General features: G+C 42.9%; 20 protein-coding genes. 14 read left to right on the top strand and 6 right to left on the bottom strand.

Features of this window, described 5'->3' with window-relative positions; genetic code table 11:
• Nucleotides 1-71 precede the first annotated feature (71 nt).
• From MUK70_RS12925 to MUK70_RS12910, 4 genes are all read right to left on the bottom strand, one after another.
• Nucleotides 72-1085 carry an NADH:flavin oxidoreductase/NADH oxidase gene (locus MUK70_RS12925; RefSeq protein ID WP_310590043.1) on the bottom strand — a complete coding sequence of 338 codons (1014 nt, stop codon included), beginning with the start codon at nucleotides 1083-1085 and terminating at the stop codon, nucleotides 72-74.
• A 71-nt stretch (nucleotides 1086-1156) separates the two neighbouring features.
• On the bottom strand, nucleotides 1157-3394 hold the full coding sequence (locus tag MUK70_RS12920; protein WP_234652726.1) for an FUSC family protein: 2238 nt from the start codon (nucleotides 3392-3394) through the stop codon (nucleotides 1157-1159).
• 159 nt (nucleotides 3395-3553) lie between these two features.
• Entirely contained in the window at nucleotides 3554-5338 is a 1785-nt protein-coding gene (locus tag MUK70_RS12915) for an alpha/beta hydrolase (RefSeq protein WP_234652725.1), read from the bottom strand.
• A gap of 107 nt (nucleotides 5339-5445) precedes the next feature.
• Nucleotides 5446-5748, bottom strand: coding sequence for a hypothetical protein (locus tag MUK70_RS12910; protein ID WP_234652723.1), 303 nt, complete (start codon nucleotides 5746-5748; stop codon nucleotides 5446-5448).
• 70 nt (nucleotides 5749-5818) lie between these two features.
• On the opposite strand from MUK70_RS12910, the gene MUK70_RS12905 reads away from it, so the two are divergent.
• Nucleotides 5819-6139, top strand: a complete 321-nt coding sequence (locus MUK70_RS12905) for a helix-turn-helix domain-containing protein (RefSeq protein WP_234652722.1) — start codon at nucleotides 5819-5821, stop codon at nucleotides 6137-6139.
• A gap of 39 nt (nucleotides 6140-6178) precedes the next feature.
• Here MUK70_RS12905 and MUK70_RS12900 read toward each other — a convergent pair whose 3' ends face one another.
• Nucleotides 6179-7147, bottom strand: coding sequence for a hypothetical protein (locus MUK70_RS12900; protein ID WP_234652720.1), 969 nt, complete (start codon nucleotides 7145-7147; stop codon nucleotides 6179-6181).
• Nucleotides 7148-7276: 129 nt separating this feature from the next.
• Here MUK70_RS12900 and MUK70_RS12895 point away from each other — a divergent pair, with 129 nt between their 5' ends.
• The 11 genes from MUK70_RS12895 to MUK70_RS12850 all read left to right on the top strand — a co-directional run bounded on the left by MUK70_RS12895 (nucleotide 7277) and on the right by MUK70_RS12850 (nucleotide 13641).
• Nucleotides 7277-7558 carry a hypothetical protein gene (locus MUK70_RS12895; protein WP_234652695.1) on the top strand — a complete coding sequence of 94 codons (282 nt, stop codon included), beginning with the start codon at nucleotides 7277-7279 and terminating at the stop codon, nucleotides 7556-7558.
• A gap of 74 nt (nucleotides 7559-7632) precedes the next feature.
• Nucleotides 7633-8004, top strand: a complete 372-nt coding sequence (locus MUK70_RS12890; protein ID WP_234652693.1) for a hypothetical protein — start codon at nucleotides 7633-7635, stop codon at nucleotides 8002-8004.
• A gap of 83 nt (nucleotides 8005-8087) precedes the next feature.
• Nucleotides 8088-8804, top strand: coding sequence for a hypothetical protein (locus tag MUK70_RS12885; RefSeq protein ID WP_234652691.1), 717 nt, complete (start codon nucleotides 8088-8090; stop codon nucleotides 8802-8804).
• Nucleotides 8805-8881: 77 nt separating this feature from the next.
• Nucleotides 8882-9187 (top strand): helix-turn-helix domain-containing protein, encoded by a 306-nt coding sequence (locus tag MUK70_RS12880; protein WP_234652689.1) that lies wholly within the window; start codon nucleotides 8882-8884, stop codon nucleotides 9185-9187.
• Nucleotides 9188-9199: 12 nt separating this feature from the next.
• Entirely contained in the window at nucleotides 9200-9457 is a 258-nt protein-coding gene (locus tag MUK70_RS12875; RefSeq protein WP_234652687.1) for a hypothetical protein, read from the top strand.
• A gap of 15 nt (nucleotides 9458-9472) precedes the next feature.
• Nucleotides 9473-9955 carry a hypothetical protein gene (locus tag MUK70_RS12870; RefSeq protein WP_234652686.1) on the top strand — a complete coding sequence of 161 codons (483 nt, stop codon included), beginning with the start codon at nucleotides 9473-9475 and terminating at the stop codon, nucleotides 9953-9955.
• A 96-nt stretch (nucleotides 9956-10051) separates the two neighbouring features.
• Complete coding sequence (locus tag MUK70_RS12865; protein WP_234652684.1) at nucleotides 10052-11932, top strand: DUF4373 domain-containing protein; 1881 nt, start codon at nucleotides 10052-10054, stop codon at nucleotides 11930-11932.
• Between the two features lie 154 nt (nucleotides 11933-12086).
• Nucleotides 12087-12293 (top strand): hypothetical protein, encoded by a 207-nt coding sequence (locus tag MUK70_RS12860; protein WP_234652682.1) that lies wholly within the window; start codon nucleotides 12087-12089, stop codon nucleotides 12291-12293.
• Nucleotides 12253-12582, top strand: coding sequence for an HNH endonuclease signature motif containing protein (locus MUK70_RS31155; protein ID WP_374759703.1), 330 nt, complete (start codon nucleotides 12253-12255; stop codon nucleotides 12580-12582). The genes MUK70_RS12860 and MUK70_RS31155 overlap by 41 nt, the downstream gene beginning before the upstream one ends.
• Nucleotides 12583-13005 (top strand): hypothetical protein, encoded by a 423-nt coding sequence (locus MUK70_RS12855; protein WP_234652671.1) that lies wholly within the window; start codon nucleotides 12583-12585, stop codon nucleotides 13003-13005.
• Nucleotides 13006-13320: 315 nt separating this feature from the next.
• Entirely contained in the window at nucleotides 13321-13641 is a 321-nt protein-coding gene (locus MUK70_RS12850; RefSeq protein WP_234652668.1) for a hypothetical protein, read from the top strand.
• A 68-nt stretch (nucleotides 13642-13709) separates the two neighbouring features.
• Here the strand turns inward: MUK70_RS12850 and MUK70_RS12845 are convergent, their stop codons facing one another.
• Entirely contained in the window at nucleotides 13710-14159 is a 450-nt protein-coding gene (locus MUK70_RS12845; RefSeq protein ID WP_234652666.1) for a hypothetical protein, read from the bottom strand.
• Nucleotides 14160-14912: 753 nt separating this feature from the next.
• Between MUK70_RS12845 and MUK70_RS12840 the strand changes: the two genes are divergently transcribed.
• Nucleotides 14913-15398 (top strand): phage terminase small subunit P27 family, encoded by a 486-nt coding sequence (locus MUK70_RS12840; protein ID WP_234652661.1) that lies wholly within the window; start codon nucleotides 14913-14915, stop codon nucleotides 15396-15398.
• On the top strand, nucleotides 15395-17107 hold the full coding sequence (locus MUK70_RS12835) for a terminase large subunit (protein ID WP_234652659.1): 1713 nt from the start codon (nucleotides 15395-15397) through the stop codon (nucleotides 17105-17107). Before MUK70_RS12840 ends, MUK70_RS12835 begins: the two co-directional genes overlap by 4 nt.
• Nucleotides 17108-17111 lie beyond the last annotated feature (4 nt).

The raw sequence follows: 17111 nt of genomic DNA, 5'->3' as shown, positions 1-17111 counted from the left end.
ATACAAATTCATATCACCAGGACCGCATCGGGCGAAACCTGGTGATATGTATGCGTATCACTTGCCGGCAATCAATGTGAAGGCTTTGCGCGGTCATATTGGATTGGCCACGAAATGTCGTCACCAAGTTCGTGTGCCGCATGTAGGGGGAAATAGGGATCGCGGAGCAATTCCCTGGCCATAATAATGAGATCCGCTTCGTCGTTTTGCAAAATTTCCTCTGCTTGTTTCGCTTCTGTAATCATGCCTACTGCGCCGGTCAATGAGTCGGTCTCCTTTTTAATTTTGGCAGAAAAAGGGACCTGATACGATGGACCGACTGTAATTTTCTGGTGAGCTGCCAGCCCACCGCTCGAAACATCGATCAGGTCTACGCCTTTGGCTTTAAGTATCTTAACCAATTCAACAGACTGATTTTCGTCCCAGCCATTTTCGGCCCAGTCGGTTGCCGATATGCGCACAAGCAATGGCAGATCCGCTGGCCACACTTTCTGAATGGCGTCAACGACCTGGATCAGCAAGCGTACCCGGTTTTCGAAGCTGCCGCCGTATTCGTCCGTGCGTACATTGCTGAGCGGTGACATGAATTGGTGAATGAGATAGCCGTGAGCAGCATGGATTTCAATAACCTTATAACCGGCTTCTAATGCACGTTTGGCCGCATCCGAAAAATCGGAGATCACTTTCTGGATTCCTGCCATGTCAAGCGCCAGGGGTGCGAGTTCTTTTTCGTGAAATGGGATGTCCGATGCGCTTAACGGCTGCCATCCGCCTTCACTCACAGGCACTTGTCCGCGGCCCTTCCAGGCAGGATATGTGCTCGCTTTCCGGCCTGCGTGTCCGAGCTGTATGCCAGGAACAGCGCCTTGGGCAGCAATGAATGTGGTAATTTGTATGAGTTTTTCAATATGTTCATCTTTCCAGATTCCCAAGTCCTCAGGCGAAATCCGGGCTTCGGGTGAAACCGCGGTGGCTTCTGCAATGAGCAAGGCCGCGCCGCCTACTGCCCGGCTACCCAGGTGAACCAGGTGCCAGTCATTGGCAAATCCGTCCTCAGAGGAATACTGGCACATAGGGGATACCACAATCCTGTTTTTAAAATGTGATGCTTTTTATCGTGAGCGGAGTGAATAATCGGGATGACATGCTATAAATGTTAGGTTTTTACTGTTTTTATTTTTTGCAAAATCTTGATCTCGTCTATGGTTATCGTGCTGATGAGTTCGAAAAGTCCGTTGATCGTTTTCAGGTCGGACAACATCTTACGCGCTGGCGATTGATCTGCTTTCTCGATGCCCAATTCTTTAATTTCCTTTTTCCGTTTGGCCAAGAGCTCCACTAGTTTCATGTTCTGGGGCAGCGATTCGCGGGCAATTTCGAAGCTGTTTTCCAACTTCCCTTCAATAATGTCCGTAGCGGCCTTAATCTGCCGGTCGATTTGCCGGATCATCACTTCGAATTCAACAGAAAACTCCGAATATTCCAGCGTCTGTGCATATGTGGAAAGCGAGGCAATATACGAGGTCAGCATATGGCTCGTCGCCACGAACTGGTGATATTCTTCCATATTCAACTGCTGTCGTTTCGGCTCCGAAAGCATTTTTTGAAAGTTATCGGACAAGTTCGCCATCGCGATGATCGCATCCTTCCGTAATACTTTCAATTCGTTGATATCCAAGTCTTTTCCTGTGAACTTGGCGGCTACAACGTCAAAATATTTACGGTTAGCATTCAGTGCATCCCGGATATACTGGTTAATTTGTGTATGCTCCCATACGGGCAGGACGTAGGAGGAAATCAAGTATGCGATAATCGATCCGACGACCGTATCTACAACCCGGTCCTGCAAAACTTCTGTAATCTGCTGTGGGTTCAGAAAGTTGAAAGACAGGATGACATATAAAGTGATGCTTGTGGATGCAATAAAATAATTGGTCTTTAAAAAGCTGTAAGCCAGGATCATAGCCAGTAACATGACCATGAAAAGCGCCGTGCCGTCCTTGGTCAAATACAGTAGCATAAAACCAGAGAACACACCTACAAGCGTCCCGCCGATCCGCTGCACATTCCGTTGCTTCGTAATGCTGAAAGCCGGTTTCAGGATCACAACAATGGTTAACAGAATCCAGTAACCATGGCCGACTTCCAAAAATAAAGACGTTATATAACCAAGCAGCAGCCCGATCGTCACCCGCACCGCATGCCTGAAATGACTGGATTTTAGTGAAAGATTGTCCAGCAGGATACGCGGATGATATTCCTGTTTTGGAATAAAATTCTCTGCCTCAACATTCAATTTGTATCCTTTGCTTACCTCCGCGTCATAGGTCGTTGCGCGATGCAGCTTCTTAATCCGTTCGGTAATATCCTGTAAACTGTTCAGGATCTGACGCAGCATGATAAAATCTTCCATATTATCATGCGTCATTTTCTGCTCACGCATGGTTTCAAAAGCCCGCTGACATTTGTTGAATGCTTCATCCAGGTCGTGCTTGGGATGGGAGGGGAATCCGCTTTGTACGGCCAGGCCGATCTGTTGTATTTCAGCGGATAACCAGGTAATGTATGTGCCAAAGAGCCTTAAAACTTTGGTATGGTCAAAGGCTCTGTGCAGGTTAGTATAGTTTTGCTGAGAGTTGAGTATCCTTTCAAACAGGTCAATGCTATCCAGGAACATCAGCATGAGCACACGGCTTTTGTTCGTGGATTCTGTAACAATTTCCCGTGTCTTAAAAAGTATTTCGCGGAGGTTTTCGTGGTTTTCCCGAAGGATAACCTGCTGATGTACCATCCTGTTAAAAAGATCATCATAGTCGGGGTCGGCAAAATAATATCTCGCCTTAATCCAGAGAAGCTTGCCGAGCTCCACAAAGTTTTCCCCCAAAAGCTGCTGTATGAGCTTATATGGCAATAATTTTTGCAGAATCATGAAAAGGGCAAAATACCAGATCCCGCCGGCCGCGAATATCGCAGCCGTTCGTAACACCAGGTCGCCGCTAAGATGGTCGTCAATGTTGAACACAAAGACCAAGAGGGCGATAAGCCCGATGCTGTTTACACGGTTTCCATACACCCCGACGAGCGAAAAAAACATCCCGAAAATGATGATTTCAAGAAAAATGACGAAGTGAATGTGCCGGAGAAAACCGGTGATGCAAGCGACTATAAAACACGTTGCAATGGCAATGAGCAAGGAATTGCGTCTTCTATGGTAAGGTCCGGGATTGTCCGTTCCGCCGATGAGCAATGTGCCAAGCGGAAATGCAATCATATCACCCAGGATCCCGTAATGCTGAAATATAAGGCTCGGAACAACCGCGCCCAGGGTTAATCGTACGCCTGTCGAAAGGTAATGACTGGAAATAAATTTTTTGAATTCGTCGAGGTAATTCATTTTTAATGATAAATTGCCCCTGACTGTTTCATAAGGGCATTTTTGTGTGTTGATGAGAAAGATTCACAATGAAATTCACAGTGATTACCTATCTGTCTTATTTGGCAATATAACAGAATTTCAACACATATATTCCTCTACTCCTAACATTCACGCCAATCATTTTGCAATTGTCCAGTAGCCTTCTCCGGGCTTAAGGTCGACCCAATATAAGCCCATACGTGCATTTGCAGGAGTATTATGATGAATTAGTGAATGGATATCTGTTAACACTTCTCGGGCTTCTGCCACATAGCCATGGCCGAGCAATGACATGTCAATGTCGCCAGCAAAAATCGTGTCAATATCCGGAACAACAGTAATGGGCGGGGCAAATCCAGCGCGGGGGAATTGAGTGAGATATCCGGAGGCGGAGAGAGCCCTGTCCTTGTCAGATATATACAGTGTCGTATGCTTTGCTACTTTTTTATATTCTTTGGCTAATTGTGCAAAAACTCGGGCGTCAACATCCGGCGCCGCCAGGATAAAATGGCCAAAGCTGACATGTGGATGTTTTTCTGCATTAGCAATTATTTGGTTAATTATACGTAGCAGTGGCCGATTACCCATGCTATGTGCAATAATATGAACTGTGGTTAATCCGGACTTTGATGCAAAAATATTTATAAACTCATTTATTTGGTCTTCACAAGCCTCAATTGTGGCCCCGTCAGCTAGATAATCGAGAAAATCTCCCTTAGATGGCCAGCTAAAAAATGCCATCGGCCCTTTTATTTGAAGGTCTACCCCTAACTGTGCTGCTCGAATCGCCGCTTCCTCGAAGCTAACATTGTATCCATGGATAAAAATTACCCCAGCTTTGGCATCGTCCGCTAGTTTTTCGCATGCCTTTTTAAGATCTTTCACAAACTTCTTGCTACTTACTTCTCTTGTCGTCAATAGCTTCAAGCGATCGTCTGTTAGTGTAATCAATCTCTTCCACCACGGCGAGCCTGTTGATCCAATCTTATGGGACTTAGGAACGAATACTGTACATGTCCCAAAATGAACAATTGAGTCTATTTCATCTGCGTATAACGTTGTGTATTCTGAGGGTTGTTCAATCCGCTCACTCCTATTGGTTCCATACCATACTTTGTATTCAAAGCTTCCGTCATCTTTTTTGAAAAATTTGGGCCACGTTAATTGCCAACTCGGGGATTTAGGTTTGAAATTGGGGGACGGCGGTTCTGGGGAATTTGATTGCTCAAATGATTCATAGTTGATTTCAGATCGAGTCTTCGGTGACTCTTCTTGGAGAACGTTGGGTGCGAAGTCCTGGTTTATTGGCGCCTTTTGAGCGGAGAATCGTTCATTGTCTGATTCTAATAGTCTAATGAGCTCTAGGTAGTAGCTAACAGTCCCTAGTTCAGGTGTTCCCCATCGATGGAGTTTCGCGGTTCGAAGCAAACCGTTTTTATGCGCGAAATAGAGAAAATTTGGTACAGACTCAAACCGTTCAGGGACGGCCCTCCAGGCCTTCCCGAGTTCAAAAGAAACATGTTTGAGAACTCCTTCAAGCTCATACGGAGTGCCAATGGTTAAATAGGTGCCAAATGCAGAGTTCGGGGTTAGTCCAGAAGAAAATTGTCTATAATGCGGAATTTGAACTCCCACATAGATTATTTCTTTAATCCAGATGGAGCGACGATCACTAAAAAGAGCCGCTAGCTTGGGGTTGTCGAAAAGATAACTAGGATTTAAAAGATCTATAATAAGCAGAAAACTATCAAAGGGGGACTCTCTAAATGGTGATTCTTGTAACGATTGGAGATCTACTTCTTCAAAAACCGTGTATTCGAAACCGACTAACATCTCAACCAATAAAGCCCTGATCTCAGGATCGGTATATTGGTCGTAATTGATAATTGCTAACTTTCTTTGTCGCAAGTACGGATGTTCCATGGTGAGCTGCTTTAAGGATATACAGGTTGATACGAAATATTCGATAATCAAAGAGACACGATAGGGGCAGCATACTCAAATTCAATGATTTCCAGAAACATAGTTTATTAAGCGGTGAAAATGGACTCTCCATTCAGTTGTAACATTTCTATCTGGGCATGCTGAACGGATGTTACCAATTTCATCCGACAGGTGCCCAAGATTGCCAGCACTCTCATTTTTTGCAAACTTCCAAAGGATCTTTGATGGCAGCCCCGAAGCCGTTTCAATTTTGCATTATCATCCTTATCCATTAGGAGATAAATGGTCTGAGGAGTCTGAAAGGATTCCATGTTGTCCATGTCCGCCTCAATGAGGATCGCTGCCACCTGGCAGATTAGCTCGTGTACTCGATCAGATTGCTTTGACATCTTGTTAATTTATTGGAATATTGAATTTTTACAGCTTATATGAAGGTCGTACCAATAAGCAACCATATCTATGGAAAATCCCTATGAAATACTGTTAGGCAAACTAAAACAGGAACTTGAGCGGGTAGAAGACAGCGTTGTATACAGGATATTAGAAAGTCTTGAAAAAGAAAAAATGCGTTTCGATCCCTTACTTGAATACGTGTTAGCCAAAGACGCCGCGAACCTTCTTAACGTACCACCAAACGCATTGCATCGAAAGAAAGATGAAATCGGATACATTAAATGCCTAGGAAAGATCTTTTTTAAGGTCAGCGACCTGGTGGCATATATGGAGGCTGGGCGCTCTATTAAAACAGAAAAACGGGTAATGTATACTAAAGGGAAATGAACGGAATGAAAGACGTGTCCGACGGCGGGCGGCAGCCGTTCACCTTTTTTGCGTCACGTATTCCACCTTGAATATTTCTCTAACCGTTGAAAGTTGAATCTCGGCCGGTACGTTATTCTCGGCCGGATTAAGAGCTTTGCATCGAATTGATTGATTATCATGATCAATAGACTCAATCCGTCTGATGCAGATCCCGTTTACGAAATGAATGACATATATGTGCCCCAAGGGAAAATGCCACATCTCTTGAAATTTTCGTTCTATCCTACGTGCAATAACAATGTCTCCCATGACGAGGGAATCGCGTGTTTCATCTTCCATGGTCTGATCTGGCACCTCAAACGAGCGGTAAATACCGAAGTGTATAGTGTCAATTGCTATCGCGTGCTTTGGAAAAGAATCAAGAACGGAAGCGTTTATCCAAAAGCCATGGTAGTTTTCATGATTGTAGCGATTGATAAGCGGCATAATGATTAAATATCGTTCGTCGCCCAAATGCTGGAATACAGTACTTTCTGACGTCTTGATCTTTTCAAGGTATAATCCAGAATTTTTGCTTTCAGTAACGTATTCATCTGCATTCTGCTTTATGGTATCTAATTGTTCGCCGACTTGCTCGGCATTCATTCCAGACCATTTGGCAATCTCAGCTTCCAATTTTCCTTTTTCGCGTATCAGATCTTCTAGTTTCATCGCTTGAAAATTTGAAACTGGATGTTCCAGATTGTTATTGACTTTTAAATAACGCGATACGTCATTGTCGACCAGCATTTCACCCTGTCCGGAAATTAACCAGGATACATTGATTACAGGAGCATATTCGGATTGTAGGAATAAATTGAAGAACTCAAAACCTGGCTTAACTTTTCCTGCCGTATAATCATAAATACTTTGTGGACGCTTGTAGCCAAGGTTAGAAGCAAAACTGCTGGGGGTAAGTTGTAGATATTCAATTACTTGTTTTATTCTTTCAGAAATTTCTGTAATATTTTCCCGATTTTCTTGCATATACAATATATATTGTTTTATATTTGTTATCAATCAATAATTTCTGTAAATCTACTGCAAAGATTGCGTAAAGTTACAGTATATCCATTAAGCGGTAAAACTAACAAAAATATAAACAAAAATATATGTATGGAAGGTAGCGCAATTGTTTTGAAGCCTATGATTGACCAGGCGTTTGCAAAGATTAATCAATTTCCCGGGGGGAACACCCTCTTCTACACGCGCTTTTCAAAATCGCGAGCAGTGGTGTCTACTTGGAAATCAGGAAAAGTCGTTCCATCCGATAAAGATTTGATGGAGTTTTTACAAGTCTCGAACGACGTTATTAAAGAGCTTAGGGATATCCAAGCTCAATCAATTGTTAGGCAGACCGAACTACTAGAAGAATTTCAGTCTCTAATTTTAGCTTAACTATTTTAACACGAGTTACACCAGTAATTGTGATGCTAAACGATCTCCCCAGTTATGTCTTATCGGCTTCAAGTATGGAGGACGAAGACGCAGAAAAAGTGTTACAGGCTTACATAATTTTTAGAGAGCATTGGGAATTAATTGACCGGGTTTTTCTCGTTGAATCGCCGAAAGGGCCAAGCCGAGCCGAAATCGTAACGCTTGGATCACTAATATTCAATTACGCGCGGATATCGAAAAACGAAATATTGTATGCGATGTTCCGTGCAATTGATGCATTGGCTCTTGATACGTATACCGAAGAAGAGCTTGAAGAGGAAAAACTCGTTCGTGAGTTGTGTAGGGAAGCAATTGAAAAGTTAGGCGATTGCAATTACAAGGAGATGGCGAGAGAGGTCGAGCGGATCCGCGCTTCGCGGATTAACAACAGTGATGCCACTGCATAAGTAATCGAGAATGTATTGAAAAGTTAAAAACTGGGGAAACCTGGAGTGGGAAAGTTATGTCAAAATTAAACGGAAAATAAGGTATGAAAACAGGCGTCACCTTAATTAGCCAAAGCAGGGTTTTATTTGGCGAAACCATCAGACAGGAAACGAAAACGGGGAGCCTAAATTTATCTGACCTGGAAAAAGCGTATCAGAAAGCTCGGGCGCTGTACGGATGGGGGGAGAAGGGGAAAGTTCAAGACATAATTTCCCAGAAAGAAAATTCTGAAAGGGTCTACTATGTATTGAAGGAGACTGGTATCATAAATTCAGACTTCTCTGAGTTTATGGAAATGGTTGAAAAACAGGGTATGATAAAGACTCTGAAGGAGCTAAATTGTTACCATGCGTCCGGGAGATCAACTAATAAAACCGTCTGGTGTAATCCTTACATCTGGGTACTAATAGCGATGGAATTGAATCCAATGCTATATGGCAAAACGGTTGTCTGGCTCACAGATCAATTAGTTTTTAATCGAATTGAGGCTGGTCAAATGTATAAGGGTCTTTCAAAAGCGGTATACAAATTTCCCGATGTTGATTTTTCTGCACTCGCCAAAGCTTTAAATCACATTGTATTTGGCCGACATGAAACCGGGATACGCAACACAGGGACCGAGAGCGAGTTACGAGAACTGGAACGATTGGAGGCAAACCTTGCATTTTCTATTGATTCCGGATTTATTAATTCATTTCCTGCCTTAATGGATCACTTGCGATCGCTATGGCATAAAAAGTCAGCTGCGCTTACCGCCTAATTTCAGGCCTTTTGATAAACGTTTAGATCATCACATCACGGATTGTACACGAATCCGTAACAGAAAAACTATGTACCATGAGCAACATTTTAGATGAGCTGAAAGAAGGGATTGATGAATTGAAACGCATCGTTTCGACCGCTATTCCAACTGGACAGATGCCAAACGACGCCGACCAGAACCAATTCTTGACCGTAGCCGCGGCCGCAGAATATCTAGGTTTGAAGACGTCCACCATCTATGCGTATACACGTAACCGTAAAATCCGGCATTACAAACGCGGTTCGACGATTTACTTCAAGAAATCAGAGATTAATGCCTACATCGAGGCGGGCTTAGTAGAGAGTAAAGGCGCTTCAAACAAGAGAGTTAAACAACTTTAAACATATCTACACATGGAAAAATTTGTGCTTGATGAGGATCAGCGTGAAGCGCTGGCACATCACCCGAATTTTGAAGGTAAAACATATCGTCAAAGAAGGCGAATTATTCAACGCTGGTATAACAACAAAGAAAGAGAGGCGAGAGTGGTTAACGCCAACGGATGGCTGATGGATGACTTATCCTGGACTATTCTTGAAATCCTGTCTCCGTATCCCCGACCCTCATACCTGCCCTGTAAGCAATCAAAACCATTCAATTTCACCAATTAAGGAATAACGAAACGCATGGAAACTTTAACTGTCAGGATGCCTGACCATTTTCGAGATAAATTCAATGAACAGTTTGGGATACCGTTACTGCAAGAGCGCACGCTCAACATGTTCTGCGCCTTTTACGAAACATTTGCCTACAATCCGACGGCATTCAAGCATTCAATGCATGTCGTTACAGCATTACAAACGGGTCTATTTGATATCTTTTCCCAGCTTAATGGAAATGAAACATTTGAATTAGCTGATAACACTTTTTGGTTTTGGGGGAATGGCTCGTTAGTTATCAACGAGACAATTGATGTTATTCAAATCGTTTACGAGGCAATTGATGTTATTCAAATCGTTTACGATTGCTATCCCCTAACAGACTATGGTCAATGCAACAATCCGGAGTTCACGCAGGAGTTGACTAATGATCGCCGCGCAATTGTCAAATTGCTTGGTAACATTAGTCTTGCTTTTGTCGATAGGGCGAATCTGTTAACCTGCAATTAATCGACCGTCCTTACAATAGATGCTCATTGATGTTGCGTTCGGTCACGGCATTCAAATAAACTAGCATTATTTCCATTTTTTAGCCAACTAATTATCATGGCGAGACCTATTAAAGAAGGATTAGATTATTTCCCGCTTGACGTTGATTTCTTTGATGACGAGAAAATTGAAGCCATTAGCGGTGAGTTCGGAGTTATTGGGGAGCTTGTCGCGATCAAGTTACTTTGCGCTATCTATAAAAATGGCTATTACATTAGGTGGGATACCCTGATGAAGATGAAGATAGCCAAGCAGCTACCCGGGTTTGATCGTGTCGAACTTGATAATTTGGTTGACCGCCTAATTGAATTTGCCTTTTTCAACGAGGAACTATATCGTGAACATAAGATTCTAACAAGCAACGGAATTCAACTTAGATTTAAGCTGGCAAGTTCCCGCAGAAAAGGCAAATCTGAACTTATCTACGCTGTCACTAATGGAAGCTCAACACTAGTTAATGTAAACAATAACTCACAGTCAGCGACCCGCATTTTAGACACCAGTTCCAATGAATCGACAATTGACGACTCTATAGAAGGGGAAGTAAATGAAGAAGATTCGGAAGCGGAGCGAGTTAATGTTGACAATAACCCTCAGTTAAGTGTAGTTAATGACGACATTAGTACACAAAGTAAAGTAAAGGAAAGTAAAGTAAAGGAAAGTAGATTAAAGAAGACAAAAGAAACTACTAATATAAGCGCCTTTAATCCAATGGATATTGACCTTCCTTTCAGGAATGAAGAGTTCAAAGATTCATGGAAAGACTTCTGTTCTATGAGACAACAAAAGGCGGAAAAAAACAAAAAGAGCGGTGAACTGACAGAGTTAGCGACTAAGAGAATCCTTAATAGATTAAAGAAAGTTGCGGCGCCTGTCGCTGTTGAAATGCTGAATCGCTCGATAATAAAGCAGCATGAGGACGTCTACGACCTTCCTGAGTGGGAATTAGCAAAATTCAGTAGGACGGCAGATCCACAAAATCATGCAAGTAACGAGTTGCCTGAAGACGTGATGCTTGAACGTGAGCGTAGGAAAAGCCAATACGAAAACATAATATTCTCAATGCCATACCTAACCGGTCAAAGAGTTGATTTCCCTGAGATAATTTCAGTTTATCACGCCCAAAATGGATTTTACGATGAGCTCAAAGTAGCAGAGAAATTTAATCCTGCGAAGATGGACTTACCGTATGATACGCACGATTTCGCTGAGGCATGGATTAAATGGATCGCCCATTTAAGTCAATCAGGAAGAGTTTTTACACAGATAGCCTATTCAGAGCAACTTGAATTACTAGGCAAAGAAAAGAGCGCAGCGGTCGCAATAGCGATGATAAGTAAGGCTGTTTCAGGTGGGCGAAACGACCTTCGCCCACTCTATGATGATGAAAAAGCGAAACTATTTCCGGTGACCCGCCGCTACTTGAATGGGCTATTTCCCGCAGACTCCCAAGGTCAAATGCCTGACGAATTACCACTTCCCTTTCAGTCTGAGGCATTCAAGATCAAATGGGATAAGTGGAACTCTCATTTGCTTGAAAAGGGAAAATTGCCGTCTAATTCCACTTTGGAAGCCCAACTCGACTTATTGAGCAAGAAAAGCGAAAGGGTGGCCCTCAAAATGATTGAGAAATCAATTGTCGCCGGTCACACTTCATTGTTTGAATTCAGAAAGGAGGAAGAAGAGATCATTGACCCAAGGCTAAAATTACAGCAACCAAAATATCGCCAAAAGTATTCTGAATATTCCGACTTGCCCGAAGAGGCGTGGACTGAGGCTTGCCAGCGCGGCGACTATCTAACAGGATTGGGTCAAATAAGCCCATACACATTCCCTGAGGAGCTATCATACTATCACGCATCTCAGGGAAATATCAGAGATTTAAAACCGGAATATCAGGATGTTCGACCATACGTAAGTAAAAATACTTTCGTGTAAGCCGGAGCTCTTTCCAACCATAAATGAATCGAAAATAATTATAGATATTATCTATAATTTGGTATTTTTAATAACTTTTGTTTATATTTGGTAGTGCTTAAACGTGAGAGAGGTAGTGATGAGAAAGCAAAGTTTTAGAGCGAAAAGTACATTGATGAACTCGATTATCAATGCAAATCCAAACCAACATTTGATTTTAGAGGTCGTTCCGCTGGATCGGCCATCGCAAGAATGCCTGTCGATTGAGGTGGCCATTAAAGACGGTCCCAATCAGCAGGCATTTTCTTCGTCGTATTTTCGAGTAGTAAACGCATCGCCGCGTGAGGCGAAAACAACAGTCATCGTTGGCTACCAGGACTAAGACGGAGATCCTTAAAATTCGGAATTGTAGGCTCTGGCGCAATCACGTACGGGTTCAACAATTAATCGATTTCCCCTGGTGTCAGAAATGCTACGAGAGGGCCAAACTGACACCCGCACAAGAAGTCGATCATATCATCCCTCTGGAAGAAGGAGGAGAGGCGTTTGATCCAAAGAACTTGAAGAGCCTGTGCAAGCGGTGCCATGTGATCAAAAGCGCAGAGGAAGCCAGGAATCGGGCAAAGAAAAAGAATAAACTAAATCGAACAATTACACTTCATCAGCATTAAATGAGCCATTCAAATCACCTTAGCCAAATTAAGGCATTTCGTGGAGCTGACAAGACGATCATCTTAAAAATGTTCGACGGCTTTGCCATGCCTTTCGGCGGCATCTCTTTCGAACTATGGATAAATCATGCAAAGGTTTTCAGCGGAATAGGAACCTTTGATTCTGTATCCAATGAATTAACGGTCGTGATCCCGGCTATCGCAATCAATGATATTTTCGTAAGTGGAAAGTTGCTGATACGGCTCAGCAAAAGGCATGAGTTATGGGCTCCGTTTAAACTATCTTCCAATGCAGCAGACTCTGATGTTGTAAAATGTAACATAATTAACGACGGAGTTGATGTGACGTGCATTTCAGCTTTAAAGTTCACGGCTAAAAGATATCGGAGCTCTCAACCATTAATGCATACACACCATGATTGATTATTCACAGTCTCCAGTAAACGACATTACCAGTTTCGAAGCTGCTGAGTACAGCACCCGGCAAGTATTTGGAAATACAATTGTCAACCTACGTGGTGTCCCGACTCAGCAGGATCACTTGGTTAATCCACGAGAATCTGTGCGCAGGCGTCACCATTTTGATATTCAGGTGAAGGGCGATAGGCTGCTATTCAGCGGATTCCTTGGTTCTTACGGTAAGAGAATGCATAAGGGAGTGTTTGTCGATCCTCCGAGCTGGGACATCGAAATACAACTGGTTAATTCCGACTTTTTTATAATAAACGAATAGAGCAAATGAGCACAGAAACAATGCTGGAAGAAGCGGTAGCAGGAAAGGAGGCGAGAGAAGTAGCAGACAAAAAGGCGATTATAGTGTTCTGCAAGTCCTCAATAATGACGCGAATCAGAGGACGCAATACACAATGGGATATTGAGATAGGCGGAACTGATGAGGACAGAGAGAAACAATTGGCACAGATTATAAAGGCCTATCGAGCTGCACCCGCTGCGCTGCATACATTCAAGCTTAAAAATGACGCAGATAAAACCGAGACTATTGAAGCGCAGATCGTGTACATCAGCAGATGGAAGCTGAGTCTGGTTGAGCCTGTTTGATGAATATTCTTGGTGACGGCACGACGTGTAAGCGGGAAGGTAGTAAGAAGTGAACGCAATTCAGGTCATTAAAAGTCTCTGCCAAACTCAGATTCCGAGAGCAGTGCCATGATTTCTGATATTATCTCATGTTCAGACATTTCTTTATCTGAGCTACTTTCTGGGGCCAAACTCGTTAAAGAAACCTTGTATTGACTTGAATTTGGGATGTCGCCTATGATAAATATGCTCTTTTTCTCGTGTGAGTATTGGGATTGAGCGTTTGAAAATTCTGGAAGAGGCTTAAACAAGTGCCTCTCAATAGAATTGATTGCCGGATAAATTTTTATCACTAACAATGGTCCACTTGGAGTATTTGGAGCAAATTCAAGGGTTATTGTATGCGGGCTTAGGGTTTGAATTAATAATTGAATATATCGATAACCCAGCATCTTACTTTCTTCGGCATTTGGTATCGATTTTATTTCTCGGAAACTGTTTGAAATTGTGTCTAAAATTGAATCGAAGAGCTCTTTCATGAGATCATTTTGATGAGGTATTAATCAATAAAGACCAGAGATAAACTTAACTACCTAATGCAAAATGGCGACGCGGCTCAATATTCTATTCAGCGGTTTTCCAGTCTAGTTGTTGGCAAATAAGATCCGTGGACTTAACCCAAAAAGGCCATTTCCAGCGTTGTAAGGGCGTAGTAGTGCTACTACACGGGGGAGGGTCAAAAGTTTAGGGCTCGACCTTTGGCAACCGCCCCTGCCCACATCCTTATATCGTGTCAAAATTGAATTGAAATTCCCCGTTTTTGAAGTTGGAAATATTCGCACAAGGGGTTTTATTGATCGCGGCAAGAAGAGTTACATTGCTTCGGATGTAGAAAGCCGGTTACCGATTGCATTTGCAGATAATTAACCTTCATAATTGAAATGACAGATCATCCAGTACTAAAAGAAATAAAGGAAGCCCTGCATAACCTAAGCGGTGATGATGAAACATACGCATTGTTAGCAATTTTTGAAACTATTCACGATCGTGCAGTAGGCGATTTAGTGTGTATAACCACCCGTGGATATCTAAGCCGCTTCTGGTCGGGAACCTATACGTTACTCGAAGTGCGAATGGTAGCACCCTCTACATCGAAAAGGACTTCCCTTCAAAAGAAAACGAAAGGTTAATGTTGGTTGATTCCGAAAACAATCTCGTTGTGGACGATACACTTCCGTTTTTGCGCCGGATAAAAATTGCGTTACAAATGTATCCTTACACAAAATAGAAATATGCCAGCTGGAAGAAAACCGAAAAGTACCGAACTGCTACAAGCACAAGGCACGTACCGCAAAGACCGGCACAAGGACCGGGTCAAGATAGTTGATGAACTCAAAAAATCGCCGGTTGATTGGTTGACCGATGAGGAAAAAGAGGTCTGGTCGAAATGGTACGACTATCTGCAAAAAAACGACGTACTCAAAGAAACGGACGAAGTGGCATTTGGCCTCCTGTGTAAAACCTTCGTAAGGGTTCAGAAATTTGGGGCGGAGCTTATTACTACTGACGACTACATATCCGAGCATAAATCTGATGTGGGCGCCATGGTGACCAAGAAAGATCCGAAATATGAAATCATGGCAGATTCCGAAAAAAGCTTGCTAAGGCTGCTAACAGAATTTGGAATGACTCCCGCCAGCAGAGCAAAGGTTAAAGCCGCAGTCCAAGCAAAGAAAAATCCATTGCAAGAATTAAGGAACCGCGGTAAGGAACAATGATTAACCCTATTTCCAAACTTTACGATTATGTTTCCGGTGTCGAGTCGGGGGAGATCGTTGTGTGCAATTATGTCAAGCTGGCGGTTCAGCGTTTTCAAAATGATTTATTGGCCGCGACAGAAAAAGGATTTTTATTTGATGAGGAAGCCGCACAAAAGGCACTCGATTTTTTTGAATTACTGCGTTTTACAAAAGGAAAGTGGAAAGGAAAGGCATTTGACTTGCAACCATGGCAATGTTTTATCGTTGCCAATATTTTTGGGTGGAAGCGGTTAGATGACGGAAACCGCAGGTTCACCGAGGTATACGTCGAGATCTGCAAGAAAAACGGGAAAACCGAGCTTGCTGCTGCAATCGGCCTTATCATGTTGGTGATTGACGAAGAGAACACGCCAGAAGTTTATGCCGCTGCGGCTACTAGGGATCAAGCCGGAATATGTTTTAAGGCTGCTAAATCAATGGCACGACAGTCTGAATATATTCGTCCAGAGCTCGATATACTCACTTACAGCCTATACTGCGATTATAATGAGGGAACTATGTCGGCTGTCTCTCACGACGCTGATAATACGGAAGGAAAGCATTCAAGTTGCGTCCTTTTTGATGAATATCACGTTCATAAAACTGACGATGTAAAGACTTCTCTCAGATCTGGGATGGCAGCCCGCGAGCAACCATTATTCTTTACTATAACCACATCAGGATCCAATAAACAGGGCCCTTGTTATAAATATCGAGGTGACTGTATTTCCATTCTCAAGGGCTTTTACAATCGTGAGAACCTGTTTACAGTAATTTACACACTTGACGAGGGCGATGACTGGGAGGATCCTAATATGTGGCGCAAAGCCAATCCAAATTATGGCGTTTCTGTAAGACCTCAGTTCCTGCAAGAAGAGTATGAAAAAGCTAAAAAGAACGGCCGGGAGGAGGTTGAATTCAAGACGAAACACCTTGATTTATGGGTTGACTCGGATGTGACATGGTTAGCTTCGGAATTGTGGGCAAAAGGTGCTGACCCGAATATCCAGATTCCAGCTGATGCGGTTTGTTACGCCGCCGTTGACCTTGGCGAAACCAGTGATTTTACCGCTTATTCAAAATATTTCCCAGAGTATAATTTTGTCACAACCAGATATTACGTGCCGGAAGATACAGCTGAATATGCATCACGGCATGGTATCGACTATAAAGAGTGGGCAGAAGATGAATTTTTAACGCTAACGCCAGGATGTACCACCGATTATGAATGGTTAAAGCAAGATATCTACGAGGATGCTTCAAATTATGATATGCGGTTTATTTCTCTTGACCCATGGCATTCAGCCATGCTTAAACAGGATTTAGAGAATGAAATGGGTACTACCTACGCGGCAATTCGAAAAGAGGACGGGGAGCTGGTCTATGACTATCACAGCAAGGTTCAAACGTTCAAGCAAGCGGCGATTAATATGAGCCCACCAACAAAACTTTTTGAAGAGATGGTTATGAATACCAGGCTAAAACATGATGGAAACCCGGTATCCGCCTGGCAACTTGCCAATGTCGCGCTCCACACCGACCCAATCGGCAATATCCGCCCAGATAAGAAGAAAAGCCGAGACAAAATCGATGGTATTGTTTCGAAAATAATGGCCCTGGGAACATATGTCAAATGGCATATAGGCACCGAGAATTATGCGAATAGTGGATTTACAGGAATAATTTAATATG

This window comes from Dyadobacter chenwenxiniae (assembly GCF_022869785.1).
Lineage (GTDB): Bacteria > Bacteroidota > Bacteroidia > Cytophagales > Spirosomataceae > Dyadobacter > Dyadobacter chenwenxiniae.
The sequence above is the reverse complement of the archived record's forward strand: the minus strand, read 5'-3'. Positions and strand labels throughout refer to the sequence as shown.

What these genes read in the sequence shown, in the direction of transcription:
- MUK70_RS12920 (WP_234652726.1), bottom strand. Translation starts at nt 3,394, where the DNA reads ATGAATTACCTCGACGAATTCAAAAAATTTATTTCCAGTCATTACCTT.
- MUK70_RS12915 (WP_234652725.1), bottom strand. Translation starts at nt 5,338, where the DNA reads ATGGAACATCCGTACTTGCGACAAAGAAAGTTAGCAATTATCAATTAC.
- MUK70_RS12910 (WP_234652723.1), bottom strand. Translation starts at nt 5,748, where the DNA reads ATGTCAAAGCAATCTGATCGAGTACACGAGCTAATCTGCCAGGTGGCA.
- MUK70_RS12905 (WP_234652722.1), top strand. Translation starts at nt 5,819, where the DNA reads ATGGAAAATCCCTATGAAATACTGTTAGGCAAACTAAAACAGGAACTT.
- MUK70_RS12900 (WP_234652720.1), bottom strand. Translation starts at nt 7,147, where the DNA reads ATGCAAGAAAATCGGGAAAATATTACAGAAATTTCTGAAAGAATAAAA.
- MUK70_RS12895 (WP_234652695.1), top strand. Translation starts at nt 7,277, where the DNA reads ATGGAAGGTAGCGCAATTGTTTTGAAGCCTATGATTGACCAGGCGTTT.
- MUK70_RS12890 (WP_234652693.1), top strand. Translation starts at nt 7,633, where the DNA reads ATGGAGGACGAAGACGCAGAAAAAGTGTTACAGGCTTACATAATTTTT.
- MUK70_RS12885 (WP_234652691.1), top strand. Translation starts at nt 8,088, where the DNA reads ATGAAAACAGGCGTCACCTTAATTAGCCAAAGCAGGGTTTTATTTGGC.
- MUK70_RS12880 (WP_234652689.1), top strand. Translation starts at nt 8,882, where the DNA reads ATGAGCAACATTTTAGATGAGCTGAAAGAAGGGATTGATGAATTGAAA.
- MUK70_RS12875 (WP_234652687.1), top strand. Translation starts at nt 9,200, where the DNA reads ATGGAAAAATTTGTGCTTGATGAGGATCAGCGTGAAGCGCTGGCACAT.
- MUK70_RS12870 (WP_234652686.1), top strand. Translation starts at nt 9,473, where the DNA reads ATGGAAACTTTAACTGTCAGGATGCCTGACCATTTTCGAGATAAATTC.
- MUK70_RS12865 (WP_234652684.1), top strand. Translation starts at nt 10,052, where the DNA reads ATGGCGAGACCTATTAAAGAAGGATTAGATTATTTCCCGCTTGACGTT.
- MUK70_RS12860 (WP_234652682.1), top strand. Translation starts at nt 12,087, where the DNA reads ATGAACTCGATTATCAATGCAAATCCAAACCAACATTTGATTTTAGAG.
- MUK70_RS12855 (WP_234652671.1), top strand. Translation starts at nt 12,583, where the DNA reads ATGAGCCATTCAAATCACCTTAGCCAAATTAAGGCATTTCGTGGAGCT.
- MUK70_RS12850 (WP_234652668.1), top strand. Translation starts at nt 13,321, where the DNA reads ATGAGCACAGAAACAATGCTGGAAGAAGCGGTAGCAGGAAAGGAGGCG.
- MUK70_RS12845 (WP_234652666.1), bottom strand. Translation starts at nt 14,159, where the DNA reads ATGAAAGAGCTCTTCGATTCAATTTTAGACACAATTTCAAACAGTTTC.
- MUK70_RS12840 (WP_234652661.1), top strand. Translation starts at nt 14,913, where the DNA reads ATGCCAGCTGGAAGAAAACCGAAAAGTACCGAACTGCTACAAGCACAA.
- MUK70_RS12835 (WP_234652659.1), top strand. Translation starts at nt 15,395, where the DNA reads ATGATTAACCCTATTTCCAAACTTTACGATTATGTTTCCGGTGTCGAG.